At 32.5% G+C, this 19,555-nt stretch carries 15 protein-coding genes and 1 tRNA gene; 6 read left to right on the top strand and 10 right to left on the bottom strand.

Annotated features, from left to right (window positions below; genetic code table 11):
• Window positions 1–6: 6 nt before the first annotated feature.
• Complete coding sequence (locus ACFQ0S_RS02315) at window positions 7–1,326, bottom strand: c-type cytochrome (RefSeq protein WP_379752807.1); 1,320 nt, start codon at window positions 1,324–1,326, stop codon at window positions 7–9.
• A gap of 217 nt (window positions 1,327–1,543) precedes the next feature.
• Between ACFQ0S_RS02315 and ACFQ0S_RS02310 the strand changes: the two genes are divergently transcribed.
• Window positions 1,544–1,933, top strand: a complete 390-nt coding sequence (locus tag ACFQ0S_RS02310) for an SPOR domain-containing protein (protein WP_379752804.1) — start codon at window positions 1,544–1,546, stop codon at window positions 1,931–1,933.
• Window positions 1,934–1,985: 52 nt separating this feature from the next.
• Here ACFQ0S_RS02310 and infB read toward each other — a convergent pair whose 3' ends face one another.
• The 3 genes from infB to rimP are packed head-to-tail and all read right to left on the bottom strand — an operon-like array spanning window position 1,986 to window position 6,562.
• Window positions 1,986–4,790 carry a translation initiation factor IF-2 gene (infB, locus tag ACFQ0S_RS02305; protein ID WP_379752801.1) on the bottom strand — a complete coding sequence of 935 codons (2,805 nt, stop codon included), beginning with the start codon at window positions 4,788–4,790 and terminating at the stop codon, window positions 1,986–1,988.
• A 49-nt stretch (window positions 4,791–4,839) separates the two neighbouring features.
• On the bottom strand, window positions 4,840–6,084 hold the full coding sequence (gene nusA / locus ACFQ0S_RS02300) for a transcription termination factor NusA (RefSeq protein WP_379752798.1): 1,245 nt from the start codon (window positions 6,082–6,084) through the stop codon (window positions 4,840–4,842).
• Between the two features lie 13 nt (window positions 6,085–6,097).
• On the bottom strand, window positions 6,098–6,562 hold the full coding sequence (rimP, locus tag ACFQ0S_RS02295; RefSeq protein WP_379752795.1) for a ribosome assembly cofactor RimP: 465 nt from the start codon (window positions 6,560–6,562) through the stop codon (window positions 6,098–6,100).
• 183 nt (window positions 6,563–6,745) lie between these two features.
• Between rimP and ACFQ0S_RS02290 the strand changes: the two genes are divergently transcribed.
• On the top strand, window positions 6,746–7,573 hold the full coding sequence (locus ACFQ0S_RS02290; RefSeq protein WP_379752792.1) for a universal stress protein: 828 nt from the start codon (window positions 6,746–6,748) through the stop codon (window positions 7,571–7,573).
• A gap of 73 nt (window positions 7,574–7,646) precedes the next feature.
• Here the strand turns inward: ACFQ0S_RS02290 and ACFQ0S_RS02285 are convergent, their stop codons facing one another.
• The gene (locus tag ACFQ0S_RS02285) at window positions 7,647–8,657 is read right to left on the bottom strand and encodes a LamG-like jellyroll fold domain-containing protein (protein ID WP_379752789.1); all 1,011 of its coding nucleotides are present in this window, start codon (window positions 8,655–8,657) and stop codon (window positions 7,647–7,649) included.
• A gap of 140 nt (window positions 8,658–8,797) precedes the next feature.
• On the opposite strand from ACFQ0S_RS02285, the gene ACFQ0S_RS02280 reads away from it, so the two are divergent.
• On the top strand, window positions 8,798–9,025 hold the full coding sequence (locus ACFQ0S_RS02280; protein WP_379752787.1) for a helix-turn-helix domain-containing protein: 228 nt from the start codon (window positions 8,798–8,800) through the stop codon (window positions 9,023–9,025).
• Window positions 9,026–9,138: 113 nt separating this feature from the next.
• Here the strand turns inward: ACFQ0S_RS02280 and ACFQ0S_RS02275 are convergent.
• Window positions 9,139–9,209: transfer RNA gene (locus ACFQ0S_RS02275), tRNA-Gln, on the bottom strand.
• Between the two features lie 237 nt (window positions 9,210–9,446).
• Here ACFQ0S_RS02275 and ACFQ0S_RS02270 point away from each other — a divergent pair.
• A complete protein-coding gene (locus tag ACFQ0S_RS02270) occupies window positions 9,447–12,764 on the top strand; it encodes a glycosyltransferase family 117 protein (protein ID WP_379752784.1) in 3,318 nt (1,105 codons plus the stop codon).
• A gap of 84 nt (window positions 12,765–12,848) precedes the next feature.
• Entirely contained in the window at window positions 12,849–13,499 is a 651-nt protein-coding gene (locus ACFQ0S_RS02265; protein WP_379752781.1) for a polysaccharide deacetylase family protein, read from the top strand.
• Here ACFQ0S_RS02265 and ACFQ0S_RS02260 read toward each other — a convergent pair.
• Window positions 13,496–13,792: a thioredoxin family protein gene (locus ACFQ0S_RS02260; RefSeq protein ID WP_151106789.1), complete on the bottom strand. Its 297-nt coding sequence runs from the start codon at window positions 13,790–13,792 to the stop codon at window positions 13,496–13,498. The genes ACFQ0S_RS02265 and ACFQ0S_RS02260 overlap by 4 nt on opposite strands.
• Before the next feature lie 72 nt (window positions 13,793–13,864).
• Window positions 13,865–15,100 (bottom strand): metallophosphoesterase, encoded by a 1,236-nt coding sequence (locus tag ACFQ0S_RS02255; RefSeq protein ID WP_379752777.1) that lies wholly within the window; start codon window positions 15,098–15,100, stop codon window positions 13,865–13,867.
• Window positions 15,101–15,249: 149 nt separating this feature from the next.
• Here ACFQ0S_RS02255 and polA point away from each other — a divergent pair, with 149 nt between their 5' ends.
• Window positions 15,250–18,147: a DNA polymerase I gene (polA, locus tag ACFQ0S_RS02250; protein WP_379752774.1), complete on the top strand. Its 2,898-nt coding sequence runs from the start codon at window positions 15,250–15,252 to the stop codon at window positions 18,145–18,147.
• A 126-nt stretch (window positions 18,148–18,273) separates the two neighbouring features.
• Here the strand turns inward: polA and ACFQ0S_RS02245 are convergent, their stop codons facing one another.
• Together ACFQ0S_RS02245 and ACFQ0S_RS02240 are read right to left on the bottom strand one after the other, a co-directional pair.
• Window positions 18,274–19,026, bottom strand: a complete 753-nt coding sequence (locus ACFQ0S_RS02245; protein ID WP_379752771.1) for a T9SS type A sorting domain-containing protein — start codon at window positions 19,024–19,026, stop codon at window positions 18,274–18,276.
• Window positions 19,027–19,032: 6 nt separating this feature from the next.
• Window positions 19,033–19,554 (bottom strand): ankyrin repeat domain-containing protein, encoded by a 522-nt coding sequence (locus tag ACFQ0S_RS02240; RefSeq protein ID WP_379752768.1) that lies wholly within the window; start codon window positions 19,552–19,554, stop codon window positions 19,033–19,035.
• Window position 19,555 lies beyond the last annotated feature (1 nt).

Genomic DNA, 19,555 nt, shown 5'->3' with positions numbered 1-19,555 from the left:
AACAGTTTAGTAATGGCATTTACCACATTCTAAACCTCCCATTTGCGCTGCAGTCAATTTGTCAACTCCATATTTTTTAGAAAGCTCTTCATGAATTTTTGTATAGTATTCGTTACCTTCCATTTTAACTTCTGTTTTTCTATGACAATCAATACACCAACCCATGGTTAAAGGCGCAAATTGTTTTTGGATTTCATACGTTTGAACTGGACCATGACACGTTTGACATTCTATCCCAGCTACATTTACGTGTTGTGAATGGTTAAAATATACAAAGTCTGGCAAATTATGAATACGAACCCATTTTACAGGCTCTGTTTTTCCTGTATATTTTTGGGTAGATGGATCCCAACCTACAGCTTTATACAATTTTTGTATTTCACCATCATAAAAAGCTTTTGAATGTTCTGGAGTAGCAGTAGTATCTGAAACTTCAGCAATATTTTTATGACAATTCATACAAACATTTAACGAGGGAATTCCAGAATGCTTGCTAACACGAGCTGAAGAGTGACAGTATTTACAATCTATACCATTACTTCCAGCATGAATTCTGTGAGAATAATGTATCGGTTGGATTGGAGCATAATCTTGATCTACTCCAAGCTGCATTAAAAATCCGTAAACAAAATAAGCACTTGCAAGTATTAAGAAAATAGAAGTAACTAAAACCAAAAATTGATTTTTCGCAAAGGCTTTCCAGATAGGAGTTGTAGGCTCTTTTTTTATAACTTCAATACCATTTGCTTTCGCAATTTTAGTTAATACGTTGTTTACTAAAAACAACATTACAATTAACATAACCATAACTAAAGCTAGTGCTCCTAGAATGATATTGTTTGAAACCCCACCGGCAGCTTCTGTTCCTGGTGGACCTGCAGTAGTTGTAGCAGCTACAGGTTCAGCTTTAGGTTCAGAAGTGTAAGCAATAATATTATCGATATCAGCAGTAGACAATTGCGGAAACGATGTCATAACAGAAGGCTTGTACTCTTCCCAAATTTTAACCGCTGCAGGGTCTCCTGATTTAATAAGCTCTTGGCTATTGTGTATCCATTTGTAAAGCCACTCCTTATCGTGTTTACCGATAATGTTTCTTAATGCAGGACCTGTCATTTTAGCGTCTAACTTGTGACATGCAGCACATTGTGAATTGAACAGTTCTTTACCTTTTACTGCATCTGCACCAGAACTTGCTGGAGCGGCAGCATCTGCTACTACTGGAGCAGCTGTTTGAGCAATTGAAGTTAAGGAGAATGCTAGCGTTAAGGCTAGGCTAAAAATAAAAATCCTTGAAATCGAATTATGGTTACCCACTTTTTTCATATTCTGTAATGATTATCGACTAAAATTGGCATGTAAGAGACATAAAAAATGTTACATTATAACATGCTTTGTTTAAAAACTTGCACAAAAATACGACTTAAGAACTATTCTCAAAACCCTAAAACTACCTAGTATATCAATTTATATTAATTCTAAATAATATTTGTTGTTTTGTTTATTTCAATAAATAGTACATTTGCATAAAAATCACAGTATTATGAGAATTTCAACATTAAATAGAAGATATTTCCTACCCGTTTTTTTTATTGTAGGATGCTTAAATTTTTATGCACAGAACAATACTATAGAAGTTATTCAAGATTCAAAATTTGAACAATTACTCAATGAAAAAAGAAAAATAAACTCCTCAATAACGGTAAATGATCGCTATAAAATTCAGATTTTTAGTGGGGATAGTGAAACCGCTAAGAAAATATTAATGGATTTTAGAAAAGAAAATAAAGACTATGATGCAACTATTGTATTTAGCACACCAACCTACAAGGTTTGGATTGGAAATTTTAAATCAAGAATAGAATCAGAACGCAATTTAGCAGAGTTAAAGAAGAAATATCCGAATGCGTTTTTAATAAAGCCAAATAAATAGCACAAAAAAACCCAACAATATTTGTTGGGGTTTTTTTTAAAACTTCAAATTTTTATTTTAATTTCTTTTTAACGGCCACTTCTTGAAACGCTTCAATTACATCACGCTCTTCAATGTCGTTATAATTCTTTATTTGTATACCACAATCGTATCCTTTAGCAACTTCTTTTACGTCGTCTTTAAAACGTTTTAAAGCTAATAAATCTCCAGTAAACACAACTACTCCATCTCTAATAATTCTAATTTTAGAATTTCTAGTGATTTTACCATCCATAACCATACAACCAGCAATAGAACCTACTTTAGATATTTTGAAAATCTCTCTAATCTCAGCAGTACCCGTAATTTCTTCTTTCATTTCTGGAGAAAGCATTCCTTCCATTGCGTCTCTCAAGTCGTCTATAGCTGCGTAAATGATAGAATAATAACGGATGTCTATTTCCTCCTTATCGGCCAATTGTCTTGCGTTTCCTGCAGGACGAACATTAAATCCTATAATAATTGCATCAGAAGCAGATGCTAACATAACATCAGTTTCGGTAATAGCTCCTACACCTTTATGAATAATATTGACTTGAATTTCTTCGGTAGATAGTTTAGAGAATGAATCTGATAAAGCTTCTACTGAGCCGTCAACGTCTCCTTTAAGTATAATGTTCAATTCTTTAAATTGTCCTAAAGCTATACGACGCCCAATTTCATCCAATGTAATGTGACGTTGTGTACGAACAGATTGCTCTCTCATTAATTGAGAACGTTTTGATGCGATTTGTTTGGCTTCTTTTTCATCTTCAAACACATTGAATTTATCTCCAGCAGTTGCTGCTCCGTCAAGACCTAAAACAGATACAGGAGTTGATGGTCCTGCTTCTGTTACAACATGACCTCTTTCGTCATGCATGGCTTTTATCTTACCATGATGCTTACCTGCGAGCATATAATCTCCAACTCTTAAAGTTCCGTTTTGGACCAAAATTGTTGAAACATATCCTTTTCCTTTATCTAAAAATGCTTCTACTACTGTTCCTGATGCCGTTCTGTCTGGATTTGCTTTTAAATCTAATATTTCAGCCTCAAGCAATACTTTTTCTAACAACTCTTTTACACCTGTTCCTCCTTTAGCAGAAATATCATGGGATTGGATTTTACCTCCCCAATCTTCAACTAGCAAATTCATTCCTGCTAATTTTTCCTTTATTTTTTCAGGATTAGCATTAGGTTTATCTATTTTATTGATAGCAAAAATTATTGGAACATTAGCAGCTTGTGCATGCGAAATAGCTTCTTTTGTTTGTGGCATTATATCGTCATCGGCCGCTATCACAATAATTGCAATATCGGTAACTTGAGCTCCACGAGCACGCATAGCGGTAAAGGCCTCGTGTCCTGGTGTATCCAAGAAAGCTATTTTTTGACCATTATCTAAAGTAACACCATAAGCACCAATGTGTTGGGTAATTCCTCCTGATTCTCCAGCAATTACATTTTCTTTTCTAATATAATCTAATAGTGACGTTTTACCATGATCTACGTGACCCATTACGGTAACTATAGGCGCTCTGAAAACTAAATCTTCTTCTTTGTCTTGAACAACTTGAATAGCTTCTTCAATATCAACAGTGATAAACTCTACTTCATAGCCAAATTCATCGGCAACAATAGTTAATGTTTCGGCATCTAAACGTTGGTTTTGAGTTACCATTATACCAAGCGACATACAAGTTCCTATTACTTTGGTAACTTGAACATCCATCATGATTGCTATTTCACCAACAGTTACAAACTCTGTAACTTTTATGGTTTTGCTTCCTTCATCTATTGCTCTTTGCTCATCATCTGATTTTTGACGATGCGTATCTCTTTTATCTCTTCTGTACTTTGCTGCTTTAGATTTACCTCCTTTTCCTTGAAGCTTTTCTAAAGTTTCACGTATTTGATTTTTTACATCTTCTTCTGTTGGCTCTACTTTTGCAACAATTGCAGGTCGGTTTCCCTTTACAAAACCAGGCCTTGCATTTCTGTTTGCAGCATTAGCAGCACCAGAATTTGGGGTAATTTTATTTGGATTGTTCCCTCCGGCAGCACCAACTGCTCCAGTGTTAGGTCTTACTTCGCCCGGTTTAGGCGGAATACGTTTCCTTTTGTTTTTATTGGCATTAGAATTTGGATTAGCCGTAGCATTTGCACCGGGTTTATTTGGCGTTATTTTTGGCTCCTCCTTTTTCTTTTTAGGTTTATTAAATTGAGATAAATCAATTGTTTGCCCTGTTAGAGTAGCACCAGACAATTTTTGATATTGAGTGGTTATTGATTCTTCAACAGGAGCTTCTTCATTAACAACTTCAGGAGCTTTTTCAGTTTTAATACCAGTCTTTACAGCTTTTTTTTCTGGAGCAACTTCTTCGGCAGATGATTCTTTTTTTATTGGCTTTTCAGTTTCGACTTTTGGAGCAACTCCTTTTTGTCCTTTTGACTCAGAAACTATTGGTTTTTTAGGATTAAGATCAATTGTTCCGACTTGCTTAGGAGCATTTATAACCGCTTTTGCTTTAATTACTTCTAGCCTATGACGTTCTTCGTCATATTTTCGCTTGTCTTCAATTTCTTTTTCTCTTTCAATTCGTAAAGCTTCCTTTTCCTTTCTTTTTTCTTCTCCAACTTCTTTTGAAGCTTCTTTGTTTCCTTTGTCGCCAGCAAATTGATTTTGAAGAATACTAAACTCTGCATCAGAAATTTTTGCGTTTGGATTGGATTCAATGGAAATTCCTTTATCTTTAAGATAATCCACAGCTCTTTCTAATGAAATATTTAATTCCCTTAAAACCTTGTTAATTCTAATTACTCTCTCGTCTGACATAAAACCTTTTTAATATTACCTTTTTTTATTGTGTTGAAAATAGAAATAACTATGCGTTAAACTCTTCTTTCAATATGCGCATTACCTCTAAAATTGTTTCCTCTTCTAGGTCTGTCCTTCTTACTAAATCATTTACATCTTGTTTTAGAATACTTCTTGCCGTATCTAAACCAATTTTTGCAAATTCTTCGATTACCCATTCATCTATCTCATCAGAAAACTCAGTTAATTCAACATCGTCTTCTTCTTCAGCTACATTTCCTTCTCTAATAACGTCTAACTCATAACCTGTCAATTGACCTGCCAATTTAATGTTATGACCCCCACGACCAATAGCTTTAGAAACTTCTTCTAATTTCAAGAAAACTTCGGCTCTTTTTGTTTCTTCGTTAATTTTTATTGAAGAAACTTTTGCAGGACTCAAAGCTCTTGTAATATATAATTGTATATTACTTGTGTAATTAATTACATCAATATTTTCATTTCCTAATTCTCGAACTATACCGTGTATACGTGACCCTTTCATTCCTACACAAGCTCCTACTGGGTCTATTCTATCATCATAAGAATCTACAGCGACTTTTGCTTTTTCGCCTGGAATTCTCACTACATTTTTAACCATTATTAAACCATCAAAAACCTCAGGAATTTCTTGTTCAAACAATTTTTCTAAAAACTTTTCTGAAGTTCTAGACATTATAATTTGAGGCTTATTTCCTTTTAATTCTACATTTTCAATTATTCCGCGAACATTATCACCTTTACGGAAAAAGTCAGATGGAATTTGTTTTTCTTTTGGCAAGATGATTTCATTTCCTTCGTCATCTACTAATATGACTACTCTAGGACGAACGTGATGCACTTCGGCAGTATATATTTCTCCTATTAAATCTTTAAATTGTTTGTAAAGATTTGTATTGTCGTGCTCATGAATTTTAGAAATTAAATTCTGACGCAAAGCAAGAATAGCTCTTCGTCCTAAATCAATTAATTTTACTTCTTCTGATACTTCTTCGCCAATCTCAAAATCAGGTTCTATTTTCCTAGCCTCAGTTAATGTAATTTCTAAATGATCTAAATCTAAATCATCATCAGCTACAATAACTCTTCTTTGCCAAATTTCCATATCTCCTTTATCAGGATTGATAATAATATCGAAATTATCATCCGAACCAAATTTTTTCTTCAATGCATTTCTAAATACATCTTCTAAAATCGCCATAAGCGTTACACGATCAATAAGTTTATCGTCTTTAAACTCTGAAAATGAATCGATTAATGCTAAATTTTCCATGCCAATTCTTTAATTAAAATGTTACTGTAACAATTGCTTCTTTTATTTCTGAATAAAGTATTTCCTGCCTTTTTTGAACAGTTTCCTTTCCTTTTCCAATTTTTTTAGGCACTCTAGCTTCCCAAGCTAAAGTAATAAATTCTTCATTAGCATCAACTAACTGGGCTTCTATTGTTTCGTTTGCAAGTTTTACAATTAATGTTCTGCCAACGTTTTTTTTATATTGTCTAACCATTTTTAATGGCGATCCTACTCCTACCGACGCCACTTCTAAAGAAAAATCTTGCTCTTCTCGATCTAAATTATTTTCAATGGCACGACTAATATCAATACAATCCTGCAAAATTACTCCATTATCTGCATCTAAAGTTACAATAACTTTAAAACTATCAGTAATTGTTAGATCAATTAGAAAAACAGCTGGTTTTTCTGTCAATCCTTCGTTTATCAAATGATATACCTTTTCTTTAAATGTCATATTTTATAAAAAGAGGCACGCTTTGCGTGCCTCATTATCTAACTTTTAATAAATAACGGTGCAAATATAGTGTTTTTTTTATAAATCAAAAATGATTGAAAATTTAAAATTATTATTATCTTTATAGCATTAATACATTGAAACCTATTTTATTTGAATACTTACACCTATAATATTTAACATATGAAAAGAATTTTAGTCCCTACAGACTTTTCCAAACATGCAGAATACGCCTTAAAAGTTGCTGCTCAGATAGCTAGAGTTAATGACAGCGAAATTATTTTACTTCACATGTTAGAACTTCCTCATGAAGGAAGTGATGCTGTGGGAAGCGGGCATGCCATTCCTGAAATCATGTTTTTTAAAAATAAGGTTATAAGTAACCTAGAAGATTTGATGGACTCTGATTATCTTGAAGGGATTACTGTTTCTGAAATTATTCAGTTTGACAAAGCTTTTGAAGGAATTATGACTGTAAGTAAATTAAACAAAATCGATTTTATTGTAATGGGATCTCACGGTACTAGTGGGTTTCAGGAAATGATAATTGGGTCAAACACAGAAAAGGTAGTTCGTTTTTCAGATGTGCCTGTGTTGGTTATAAAAAATGAAATAGATGATTTTAAACCTCAAAAATTTGTTTTCGCATCTGATTTTTCGCAAGAAATAAAAAAACCATTCCAACAACTTATTGACTTTGCTAAAACTTACAATTCGCATCTAGACTTGGTTATGATTAATACTCCTAGCAGTTTTAAACCTACTCATATTGCTGAAAAAATAATGAATGATTTTGTAGAAGAATTTGATTACCCTAATTATTCTTTACACATTTATAATGATGTAAATGTAGAAAAAGGTGTTTTGAATTTTTCTAATAGTGTTAAAGCAGATTTAATTGGTATGTGCACTCATGCAAGAAGAACCGGATTTGCCCATTTCTTTAATGGCAGTGTCAGTGAGGACTTGGTAAATCATGCTGTTAGACCTGTGATTACGTTTAAAATATAAACAACTAAAAAAATAACAAACGATAAAACGCCTCAGTTGAGGCGTTTTATCGTTTAAAAAATATTTATCTAAATTATTGCAAAATAATTTTCTTCGTATTCATTAAGTTGTTTGAAGCATCATAAATTTTTACAAAGTAAACGCCTTGACCACCCCAAGTATTAAGAGGTATGGTATATTGTTGCTGGTTCATAGCGCCACTAAACACTTCTTGACTTAATGTATTGAAAATTTTAATATTCCAACCCGATACGTTTGCTAAATTACCGCAATCTATTGTTATTTGATCATTGGCGGGATTGGGATAAATGGTAACGGTGTTGTTATAAGTTGGTGGATTAAAACTTAAAACCCCAGTGTTGATTACTAACGATTGACATGAGTTTTCAGAATAATATAAACTTGTAATTTCGTCTTGGGTTAAAGGACGGTTGTAGATTATAAAATCATCTAAATCGCCATTGAATCTATATGAACCTCCGTTGCCACCGGGTGAAGCATATCCAATTTTCAATGGATCATTAATTACATTTATTAAAGTAATGTTATTGATTGTTGAATTATCAAGTGCTCCATTAATATAAACCTTGTATTCATTTCCTGACTTTGTGTAAATGACAGAAGTCCAGGTGTTTTGAAGAATTACATTGGAAGTCAAAATATTGGTAATCCCTTGTTTCTGTGATGTAATTTTATTGTTACCATTTATTGCAAAATCAAAACAACCATCTTGCCTATGCCAAATGTGTGCGCCTAAATGATTTAAAGGTAAATTATTTTTAATCCAAAAGGAAACAGAAAAATTATCAACTAAGGAACTCATAATTGTTGAATAGGGTATTAATATGCCAGATGTTAAACCATTGAAACTATATGCACTATTTGCATTGCCAAATCTATCCGATGTTAAGGTAGCACCATTGACGGTTCCATTATTCACATTGCCAGTGTTATCATTAGCATTTCCATTAAACGGCCAATATCCCACCAAACCATTATTAGGAACATAAGATGGCACTTGTGCATTAATCATTTGGGCAGTTAAAGTGAACCCAATTGCGAATAATAGTAATTTATTTTTCATATAGTTTGTTTTAAAATTTAACAAATATATAAAAAAAACAGTTGTATAATATTTAAAAAAACAGTTATATATGACTTGAAATATACATTCCTGTTTTTTTAGCTACTTACTTATAATTTTCAACTCTTAATTATTAAGTAATGAGAAAAACGGAAATACCTGAATCTGTAAAAATTGTTGGAAGTAATTTAATAAGGATTATTAAAGAAAAAAATCTCAAGGTAAGACACGTTGCTCACGATTCAGATTTAGATATTGAAGCACTAAGGCGTTATATATTAGGCAAACAAATTATGGGAATCGATAAACTTGTAAGAATCAGTAAGGCTTTAAATGTTGAAATATCCGAGTTATTCCGTAACACATAGTTCTTAAAGCAATGAATGTTTCTTTAGAAAAAATTTTAAAACGACTTGGCGAATTTTAATCTAGGAGCTATACAAAATAAAAAAAACTCCTCAATTTCTCGAGGAGTTTTTTGTTGGTCTACTAGGACTCGAACCTAGAAAGACTGCACCAAAAACAGTTGTGTTACCATTACACCATAGACCAATTCCGTTGCTGTTAAGCGAGTGCAAATTTAAAACAAATTTTATTTTAAGCAAGCAATAATTGCTTTTTTATTAAAAATAAATAAAATACTGCACTTATGAATTCGTAAAACCTTTACCAAGTGAAACAAAGATTATAGAAACCATCTTTACAATTTTAGAATTTTTTGTTAATGCTCCTCACTTTCAACAAAAAAATAGTTTCTTTGTATCTCAAAAAAACATTATAATTTTCAGTATGACTTCATTCAATTTCAATAAATGGAATACAATTTTAGGTTGGTTTGCCTTTGCAATTGCATTAATTACATATACACTCACCGTAGAACCAACTATGAGTTTTTGGGATTGTGGAGAATATATTGCAACTGCCGCCAAACTTGAAGTGGGTCATCCACCTGGAGCGCCATTATTTCAAATGATGGGTGCCTTTTTTGCCATGTTTGCTACTGACATTAAGAATATTGCTTTAATGGTAAATATGATGTCGGTGTTTTCAAGTGCATTTACTATTTTATTTTTGTTTTGGTCTTCAACTATAATTTTAAAGAAAATGATTGCTTCATTTTCAGACCTAAATACAAATAATTCAATTGTTATTTTAGGAAGTTCATTTGTTGGCGCACTAGCTTTTACTTTTTCGGATAGTTTTTGGTTTAATGCGGTTGAAGCAGAAGTTTATGCCATGGCAACATTATTTATTGCACTGCTTTTTTGGTTAGGATTGCGATGGGAACAAGATATGTACACTCCGCGTGGGAACAAGTGGTTATTAATTATAAGTTTGGTCATTGGACTATCGTTTGGAGTTCACTTTATGGCCTTGTTGACGATACCTTCTATTGGGCTTTTGTATTATTTTAAACACTACAAAACGATTACTGTAAAGAGTTTCATAATCGCAAATATTGTAGTTGTATCTGTTTTACTCTTTATTTTCAAATTACTATTGCCATTAACAATGGCATTGTTTGGAAAAACAGAAATTTACATGGTAAATAATTTCGGATTACCGTTTGATTCGGGAACTGTCTTTGTAGCGCTTTTATTTATTGCTTTCTTCTATTTTGGTTTAAAATACACCAAACAAAAAGGGCTCGTTTTTTACAACACTATAATTCTTTGTATTTTATTTATACTTATCGGATTTTCGACTTGGATGATGTTGCCCATTCGTGCTAATGCCAATACAGTAATTAACGAAAACAAACCATCAGACGCTGCCGAAGTATTGGCATACTATAATAGGGAACAATATGGTGTGAATCCTCTTTTTTATGGTCCTCAATACACCGACGCTTTTACAGGATTAGACGAAGAAAATCCTTACTTAGACAAAGCGCCCAATTATGAGAGAGATTATAAAACAGGCAAATACATTATTACCAATAATTTTAAAAACGCCGAACAAAATAGTGATGACAAACAAAAAGCTATTTTGCCTAGATTATGGAGTACCGATCATATAGAAAACTACATGAATTTTACAAATGTTCCTGAATTTAAAATTAATCCAGACTATTCTGAAGAAAAGGAACTAGTAGATATAATTGCAGAGTTTAGAAAAGCATATGCTGCAAAAGAAATTGATAATGAAGGGTATATTTCTTTCTTAAAAAGTTATGGAGAATACCTAATTATAGAAAAACCAAGTACTTGGGACAATTTAAGCTTCATGTTCGAATACCAATTTGGCTATATGTACTGGAGATATTTAATGTGGAATTTTACAGGAAAACAAAACGATATTCAAGGCAAGTATGATAATCTTGACGGAAATTGGTTGAGCGGAATATCATTTATTGATGAAATTCATTTAGGCTCACAAGAAAATCTTCCAACAGATGTTTTAAACAACAAGGGAAGAAATGTATATTACTTTTTACCATTTCTTCTAGGGATAATTGGGTTGGTGTATCATGCCAATAAAGATTTAAAAAGTTTTTACGTTGTATTAGCTTTGTTTTTATTTACAGGTTTGGCTTTGAAAATTTACCTAAACGAACGTCCTTTTGAACCTCGAGAACGAGATTATGCCTTAGTAGGTTCGTTTTATGTATTTGCTATTTGGATAGGATTTGGAGTTTTTGCCATATACGACACCATCAAAAACTATCTTAAACCTAAAATAGCTGCCCCCGTAATTATAGGCTTATGCTTGCTTGCAGCTCCAGTTTTAATGGCCTTTCAAAACTGGGATGATCACGACAGATCTCATAAATATACTGCTATTGCAATGGCAAAAAATTATTTGAATTCCTGTGAACCCAATGCGATATTATTTACAATTGGCGATAATGATACTTTTCCGCTCTGGTACGCACAAGAAATTGAAAAAGTAAGAACTGATATAAAAATTGTAAATACAAGCCTATTTATGACCGATTGGTATATCGATCAAATGAAAATGAAATCCTATGAAGCCGATGGAGTACCAATTAATTTTACACACGATCAATATGTTGGAGATAAGCTAGACTATGCGATTCATAATCCTAAAACAGAAAACCGTTGGGATATAAAGTCCTTACTTGAATTTATTGCAAGCGATGATCCGAAGACTATTGTTGAAATGCAAAACGGGCAGAAAATTCATTTTTACCCAACAGATAAAATACGAATTCCTGTAGATAAGAATATCATCATTAAAAATAAAGTCGTTAACCCTAAATATTACGATTCTATTGTTCCGTATATAGACATTACTTTAAAAGGGTCGGCTTTATACAAAAACAGATTAATGATGCTTGACATTATTGCAAATAACAATTGGAAACGTCCTATATATTTTACGGGTGGAAGTTTTGGCGATGATGACTACTTATGGATGAAAGATCATTTGCAATTAGACGGATTGGTTTATAAATTAATTCCTGTAAAAAATCCTATATCAAAAGACGGAAGCCCATTAGATATGGGACAAATTGATAGCGATAAAATGTATAGTATTGTAATGAAATGGGATTGGGGCAACGGAGAGTCGAAAACGATTTACCACGATCCAGAAACTAGAAAAAATAGTATTTCTTATCGGTCAAACTTAGCCAGACTCATGAATCAATTAATTGAGGAAGGAAAAATTGAAAAAGCTAAAAAAGTGATTGAATTAACCATGACTAAAATGCCATTAAATTATTACGGCTATTACTCTTTATTAGATCCTTTTGCAGCGGGTTATTATAAAGTAGGAGAAAAAGAAAAGGCAAGAAACTTACTAGAACAATTAATGACTAAATACAAAGAAAATTTAAAGTACTATAGCAATTTAAAACCTACTGAACAAAGCTATATTATGATAGATATTATTACCGATATTGAAAGATATAGAGGTTTACTAGAAGTTATGAAAGAACAAGGCGACATGCAGTTTTATAAAAAAAACGCCGTAATTTTTAACTCTTACAATCAAATGTTTGAACGATTTGGAAGAGAAAACGAAGGGCTAAAAAAACAGGAAAGCAATTCTTTTACCGAAAAAGATTCTTTAGAAGAAATTGACACTTTGATTTCACCTGATTCAATTCTTGATTCAATTCCTGATTCAATTAAAAATTAAAATAATTTTATAGATAATAAAAACAGTAACGACTTAGTAAAATTATCGTTGCTGTTTTTATTTTAAAATGAAATTCTATATCAAATGAAGTTCTATTGGATCAAAACTAGTGCCTTACTAAAAAAAATGTTTTCGAACTATGTTTGGGATATTCCGAATAATGAAAATAGTGTTTATCTTACTTTTGATGATGGACCAACTCCTGAAATCACCCAGTGGACATTATTACAATTAAAAAAATATAATGCAAAAGCTACTTTTTTTTGTATCGGAAACAATGTTGAAAAACATCCTGAATTATTTAATACCATTATTCAGGAAGACCACGCAATAGGCAACCACACGTATAATCATTTAAACGGTTGGAAAACAGAAACCGAAACATATATTAAAAATGCAAAGCAATGTGAAATTCGAATCTCAAATCAACAATCTGAAATCAACAATCGAAAATCTAAACTCTTCCGGCCTCCTTATGGTAAAATCAAATCCAAACAAGCAAAAAAGCTAATGGAATTGGGTTACAAAATAATTATGTGGGATGTTTTGAGTGCCGATTTTGATTCTTCAATTACACGAGAGAAATGTTTAAACAATGTTATTTCAAATGTTCAATCAGGCAGTATAATTGTTTTTCACGACAGTGTAAAAGGGTTTAAAAACCTTGAATATGTTTTGCCTAAAACTTTAGAATTTTTAAAACAAAATGGGTATAAATGCGAAGCAATACTTTAAATCTGGTCTTGAACTAAACCAATAATAGTATTCGCATCTAACTCACCAGATTGTCGCCAGATCATTTGACCTTCTTTATAAATCATTAAAGTAGGCAACCCTTTAATTCGTAATGCATCTGCTAATTCTTGATTTTTATCGACATCAATTTTTATTACTTTTGCTTTATCTCCTAAAGCAGCTGCTACATCTCGTATTACAGGATGCATAGATACTGATGATTCGTTCCAATCTGTATAAAAGTCAATTAATACAGGAACTTGTGCATTTATAAGTTCTCCAAATTTAGACATAAAACCAAAATATTTAATTTTTAAAGCCTCGTAAATAAGATATTATTATACAAAAGTAGCACTTTAAACGAATTATGCTAATTTTTCGCCTTTTTTTAGTTGAATTACCGTGATTTCGGGCATAATACCTACTCTGCCAGGATAAGCATGAAAGCCAAACCCACGATTAACGTATATATATCTGCCTAGATTTTCGTACAATCCGGCCCACTGCTTGTAAACATATTGCACAGGACTCCAACGTATAATTCCTGGTATTTCAATTCCAAATTGCAAGCCATGTGTGTGTCCAGAAAGAGTAAGCTGAAAATGCTTTTCATCTTTTTTAATTTCAAATTCCCAATGACTTGGATCATGACTCATCAATATTTTAAAATCTTTTTCGGATAATCCTTCTGAAGCTTTATTCAAATCACCTGCTTGTTTGAAATTTTTTCCCCAGTTTTCAACTCCAACAATTACAATCTCGCTTGAGTCTTTTTTTATTTTTTTATTTTGATTCAACAGTAAATCAAAACCAATTTTGCTATATAACGCTTTTATTTCCTTAAAATTCTCCTCTTTATCAGCTGGAGTAGGCCAATCAATATATTCTCCATAATCATGATTTCCTAGAACAGCATATTTGCCAAAAGCATGGGGTTGTATTCTGTTGAAAGCTTCAATCCAAGGGTTCATTTCTTTGGCATGAGTATTTACAATGTCGCCAGTAAACAAAATTAAATCTGAATTTTGCTCATTTATTAAATCAATTGCATAATTAATTTTCTCAGGATTATCAAAACTACCGCTATGAACATCAGAAATTTGAGTTATGGTAAAGCCATCAAAACCATCTGGTAAATCAGGGAAAACAATGCGCTGTTTAATGACTCTATAATTATATTTACCTATAGTCATTCCGTAAATTAATGATAAGAAAGGAATAGCTGCAATACCTAAACCTATCTGACTTATAAACTTTCTTCTTGAAGGTAAAAAATCGGCTCTTGTATCATATTCAATTAAATAATTAACAGCTCCAGCACCAACTCTAAAAATATCTTCAGTAAATAAAACTAGAGTTATTAATATTTTTGGGATAAAAACTAATAGAAGCAAACCCATTGTAATCATGGTTTGTTTAGTTTGCCCAACAGAACGATCAAATTGCGTAAAAGAATATACAATAAATATAAAGAGTAATAGACTAATTATCTGATAGGTTATTAATAGTCCTCTAACTTTTACGACCGTTTTTATTGCCTGAAAAGCATAAAGCTCAATTACTAGAAGAAGAGCGCACAAAAAAAGGAAACGGAAAAGCATTTTTGAAAATTTTAAGCAAATTAACAAATTAATAATAAGCATGAAATCTTTATTAATTAAAATTTAACTCTAAAAGTAAACTTTCGATTTCGATTCCCTATTTTTACATTTTTAAATTTTGCACTCGTTTTAAAATTACAATTCAAAACATGTCAACTCAAAAACGCCTTTACCTTCTCGATGCTTACGCCTTAATTTTTCGGGGTTATTTTGCCTTTATAAAAAATCCTCGTATTAATTCTAAAGGAATGGACACCTCAGCCATTATGGGGTTTATGAACGCTTTAATGGATGTTATCAAACGAGAAAAACCCGATCATTTAGCTGTAGCTTTTGATAAAGGCGGAAGTGATTATCGCTATGAAATGTATCAGGAATACAAAGCACATCGTGATGAAACTCCAGAAGCTATAAAAATTGCGGTTCCGTATATTCAAGAATTACTAAAAGCGATGCATATTCCAATTATTGAAGTCCCTGGTTTTGAAGCTGACGATTTAATTGGAACTTTAGCAAAACAAGCTGAAAAAGAGAACTATAAAGTATTTATGGTTACACCAGATAAAGATTTTGCGCAATTGGTTTCTGAAAATATCTTCATGTACAAACCAGCGCGGATGGGAAATGACATCGAAATTTGGGGAATCCCAGAAGTATTGGCCAAATTTGAAATTGAACGCCCAGAACAAGTCATTGATTTTTTAGGAATGATGGGTGATGCTGCCGATAATATTCCCGGTTTACCTGGCGTTGGCGAAGTGACTGCCAAGAAATTATTGAAAGAATTTGGTTCGATGGAAAATCTTTTAGCCAATACTGACAAGTTAAAAGGTGCGATGAAAGAAAAAATCGAAGCCAATGCCGATAAAGGAATTCTATCTAAAAAGTTGGCTCGAATTCTTTTAGATTGTCCTGTAACTTTCAATGCTACTGATTACGAACTTTCTAAACCTGATGTTGAAAAAACAGATGCCCTTTTCAATGAATTGGAATTCCGTCAAATGAAAGCGCAATTCGATAAATATTTCGGAACTGGAAAAGAATACGATGAAATTGACACCAATGGAAGCCTCTCCCCAACCTTCTCCAAAGGAGAGGGAGCCGAAACTGGAAATAATACCGCAAGAAAAAGTCCCCTAAAAAAATCGAATGAAGAGCAGTTTGATTTATTCGGTTTTTATGAGGATAATGAAGCTACTCCTTCCCCTTCGGGGAAGGCTGGGATGGGGCTTGCAACGTTAGAAACAACCGAACATTTTTACCAAATCATTCAAGGAGATTTACCAGTAAAATTATTGTTACAAAATTTACTAAACCAAAGTTCGGTTTGTTTTGATACGGAAACGACTGGAATTGATGCCTTGAATGCTGAATTAGTTGGACTGTCATTTTCTTTCGAAAAAGGAAAAGGATTTTATGTTCCGTTTCCAGAAAATCAAGAAGAAGCTCAAATTTTAATCGATAAATTCAAACCTTTTTTTGAAAGTGAAACCATCGAAAAAATTGGTCAAAACATCAAATACGATTTAAAAATTCTCTCTCGTTATGGTGTTTCTATAAAAGGCAAATTATTTGATACCATGATTGCGCATTATTTAATCAATCCTGATATGCGTCACAATATGGATGTTTTATCGGAAACGTATTTAAAATATTCGCCAAAATCTATCGAAACTTTAATTGGAAAAAAAGGAAAAAATCAACAATCCATGCGAGATGTAGCTATAGAAGACATCAAAGAATATGCAACCGAAGATGCTGATATTACATTTCAATTGAAACAAAATTTTAGCCCAATTTTAGATAAAGCCGAAACCAAAAAATTATTTGAGGAAATCGAAATTCCTTTAATCCCTGTTTTAGCTGCTATGGAATTAGAAGGAATTAATCTAGATGTTCCTTATTTAAAATCGATGTCGATTGAAATGGCTAAAGAAAGTGCTGCATTAGAGCAAAAAATCTACGAAACGGCTGGCGAGAAATTCAATTTAGCTTCTCCAAAACAACTCGGTAATATTTTATTCGATAAAATGAAAATTGGCGGTACTAAACAAAAGAAAACCAAAACAGGTCAATATGCCACTGGTGAAGAAATTTTAAGCTATTTAGAGAAAGATAATCCAATTGTAAAAGACATTTTAGAATGGCGACAAATGGTGAAATTGCAAAGTACCTATATTGATGCATTACCCAATCAGGTTGATACAAAAACACATCGAGTTCATACTGATTATATGCAAACCGTTGCCGCAACGGGACGATTGAGTTCCAATAATCCGAATTTACAAAACATTCCGATTCGAACTGAACGCGGACGATTGATTAGAAAAGCGTTTATTGCTCGTGATGAAAATTACACGTTACTTTCTGCCGATTATTCGCAAATTGAACTCCGAATAATAGCAGCTTTATCAGGCGAAGAAAACATGATAAAAGCCTTTCAAAACAATGAAGACATTCACCGAAGTACCGCGGCAAAAGTATTTAATGTTCCTTTAGAAGAAGTTACGAAAGAGCAAAGAAGCAATGCTAAAACCGTAAACTTCGGAATTATTTATGGTGTTTCTGCATTCGGATTGAGCAATCAAACTTCGCTGTCTCGAAAAGAAAGTGCCGAATTGATTGATGCGTATTATGCCTCTTATCCAAAACTAAAATCGTACATGTCTAATCAAGTCGATTTTGCTCGTGAACATGGCTATGTGCAAACCGTTTTAGGACGACGTCGTTACTTAAAAGATATTAATTCGGCCAATATGATGGTAAAAAGTGGTGCCGAACGAAATGCTGTTAATGCACCCATCCAAGGTTCAGCAGCAGATATTATCAAAATTGCGATGATTAATATTCATAAAAAACTAACGTCTGAAGATTGGAAATCAAAAATGCTTTTACAAGTACATGACGAATTGGTTTTTGATGTTCATAATTCGGAATTAGAAAAAATAAAACCAATGATTAAATATGAAATGGAAAATGCTTTTAAATTGGAAGTTCCGTTAGATGTAGAAATTGGAATAGGTAAAAATTGGTTAGAAGCGCATTGATTTTAGTTTGAAGAGAGTAAAAGAATATATTAATGTACACAGATTCCACAAATTTACACAGAAAAATATGTGCTAATTTGTGGAATCTGTGTATAGAAAAAAACTAGATTAGAGAAATTATAAAAATTAATTTACAATTACCTTCTTCCAAGATTTTTCAGATTTATTTTCAAGTTCCATCAGATATACTCCTGTTTGCAAACCTTCAACCTGAACTTCAACATTATCTGAATTGTCTGTAACTTCAATTGTTCTTACAAAAGCACCAATTTGTGAATAAATGTTTATCTTATTTAACCCAGTTTTTGTTTTAATTTTGAAACTACCGTTTGATGGATTTGGAAAAACTGAAGTGGCCTGTAAACTAAAATTTCCTAATCCCAAGGTAGTTCTTGTTAATCCACGTGATCCCCTAGTGTTATGAGATCCTGATCCTAAAGATGTAGAAGCGCCTTCAGCAAAAATTACTGGTATAGTAGAACTATCATTTAAAAAAGTGTAATCGCCAGCAGAAACTAATGCTCTTGTAGCAACAACCGTTCTAATGTTTCCAGCAACATTATCAGATACAATTGCCCAGCTTTGAGATGCAGCAGCATCTGCAGAAGGTTGAGAACGGCTTCCTGAAGCGGTATAATCTCGATTAGCTGTACCATTCCAAATAAACATATCTGAAACCGAAGACATAGAAGTTCCTCCAAAGCCAACTCCTAACCAAGCTGTACTCGAGCCTGTTAGAGTCATTGTTACAGTTGTTGCATTGGTATCGATTTTTAGAGATAGATTTGAGCCTGTTAATGCAACAGTTCCTGTTGAAAATTGCGCAAAGGAAAAAGCTGCTATGCACAAGGAAATTGCAGTAAATAATTTTGTTTTCATAGTTTTTTATTTTAATAAGTTAATAATTGCTTCATTTTTAGAAAAAACGGCAAACTCAAAAGCAGTTTTACCATTTTTATCTATTCTCGACCTGTCGGCTTTGTGTTCTAAAAGTAATTTAATTAAATATTCATTCTGAAACTGAACAGCATACATTAAAGCAGTAGTCCCGTTTGCATCTGTAGCATTTATATCCGCATTTTTATCTAGCAAAATTTTGACTATTTCATCATTCCCTTTAACAACTGCAGCCATTAGAGCCGTTCCCATAGTACCAGATACGTTTAAATCACTACCGTTATTGATTAAAAATTTTGCAACTTCATTATTTCCTCTATAACAAGCTAATATAAGTGGCGAAAAACCTTCTTTATTAACTACTATAAAAGCTTTAGGATTTGATTTCAGAATTTCTTTAACTTCTTCAACAGTTCCTGCTCTTGCCACATCAAAAACATCTACTTCCTCTTGAGAAAATGAAAATTGAAATACGATTAAAAATGATATAATTAGAAATGTTTTAAACATC

This window comes from Flavobacterium myungsuense (genome assembly GCF_042677265.1).
In the GTDB taxonomy this organism is placed as follows: Bacteria; Bacteroidota; Bacteroidia; order Flavobacteriales; family Flavobacteriaceae; genus Flavobacterium; species Flavobacterium myungsuense.
The sequence above is the reverse complement of the archived record's forward strand: the minus strand, read 5'-3'. Positions and strand labels throughout refer to the sequence as shown.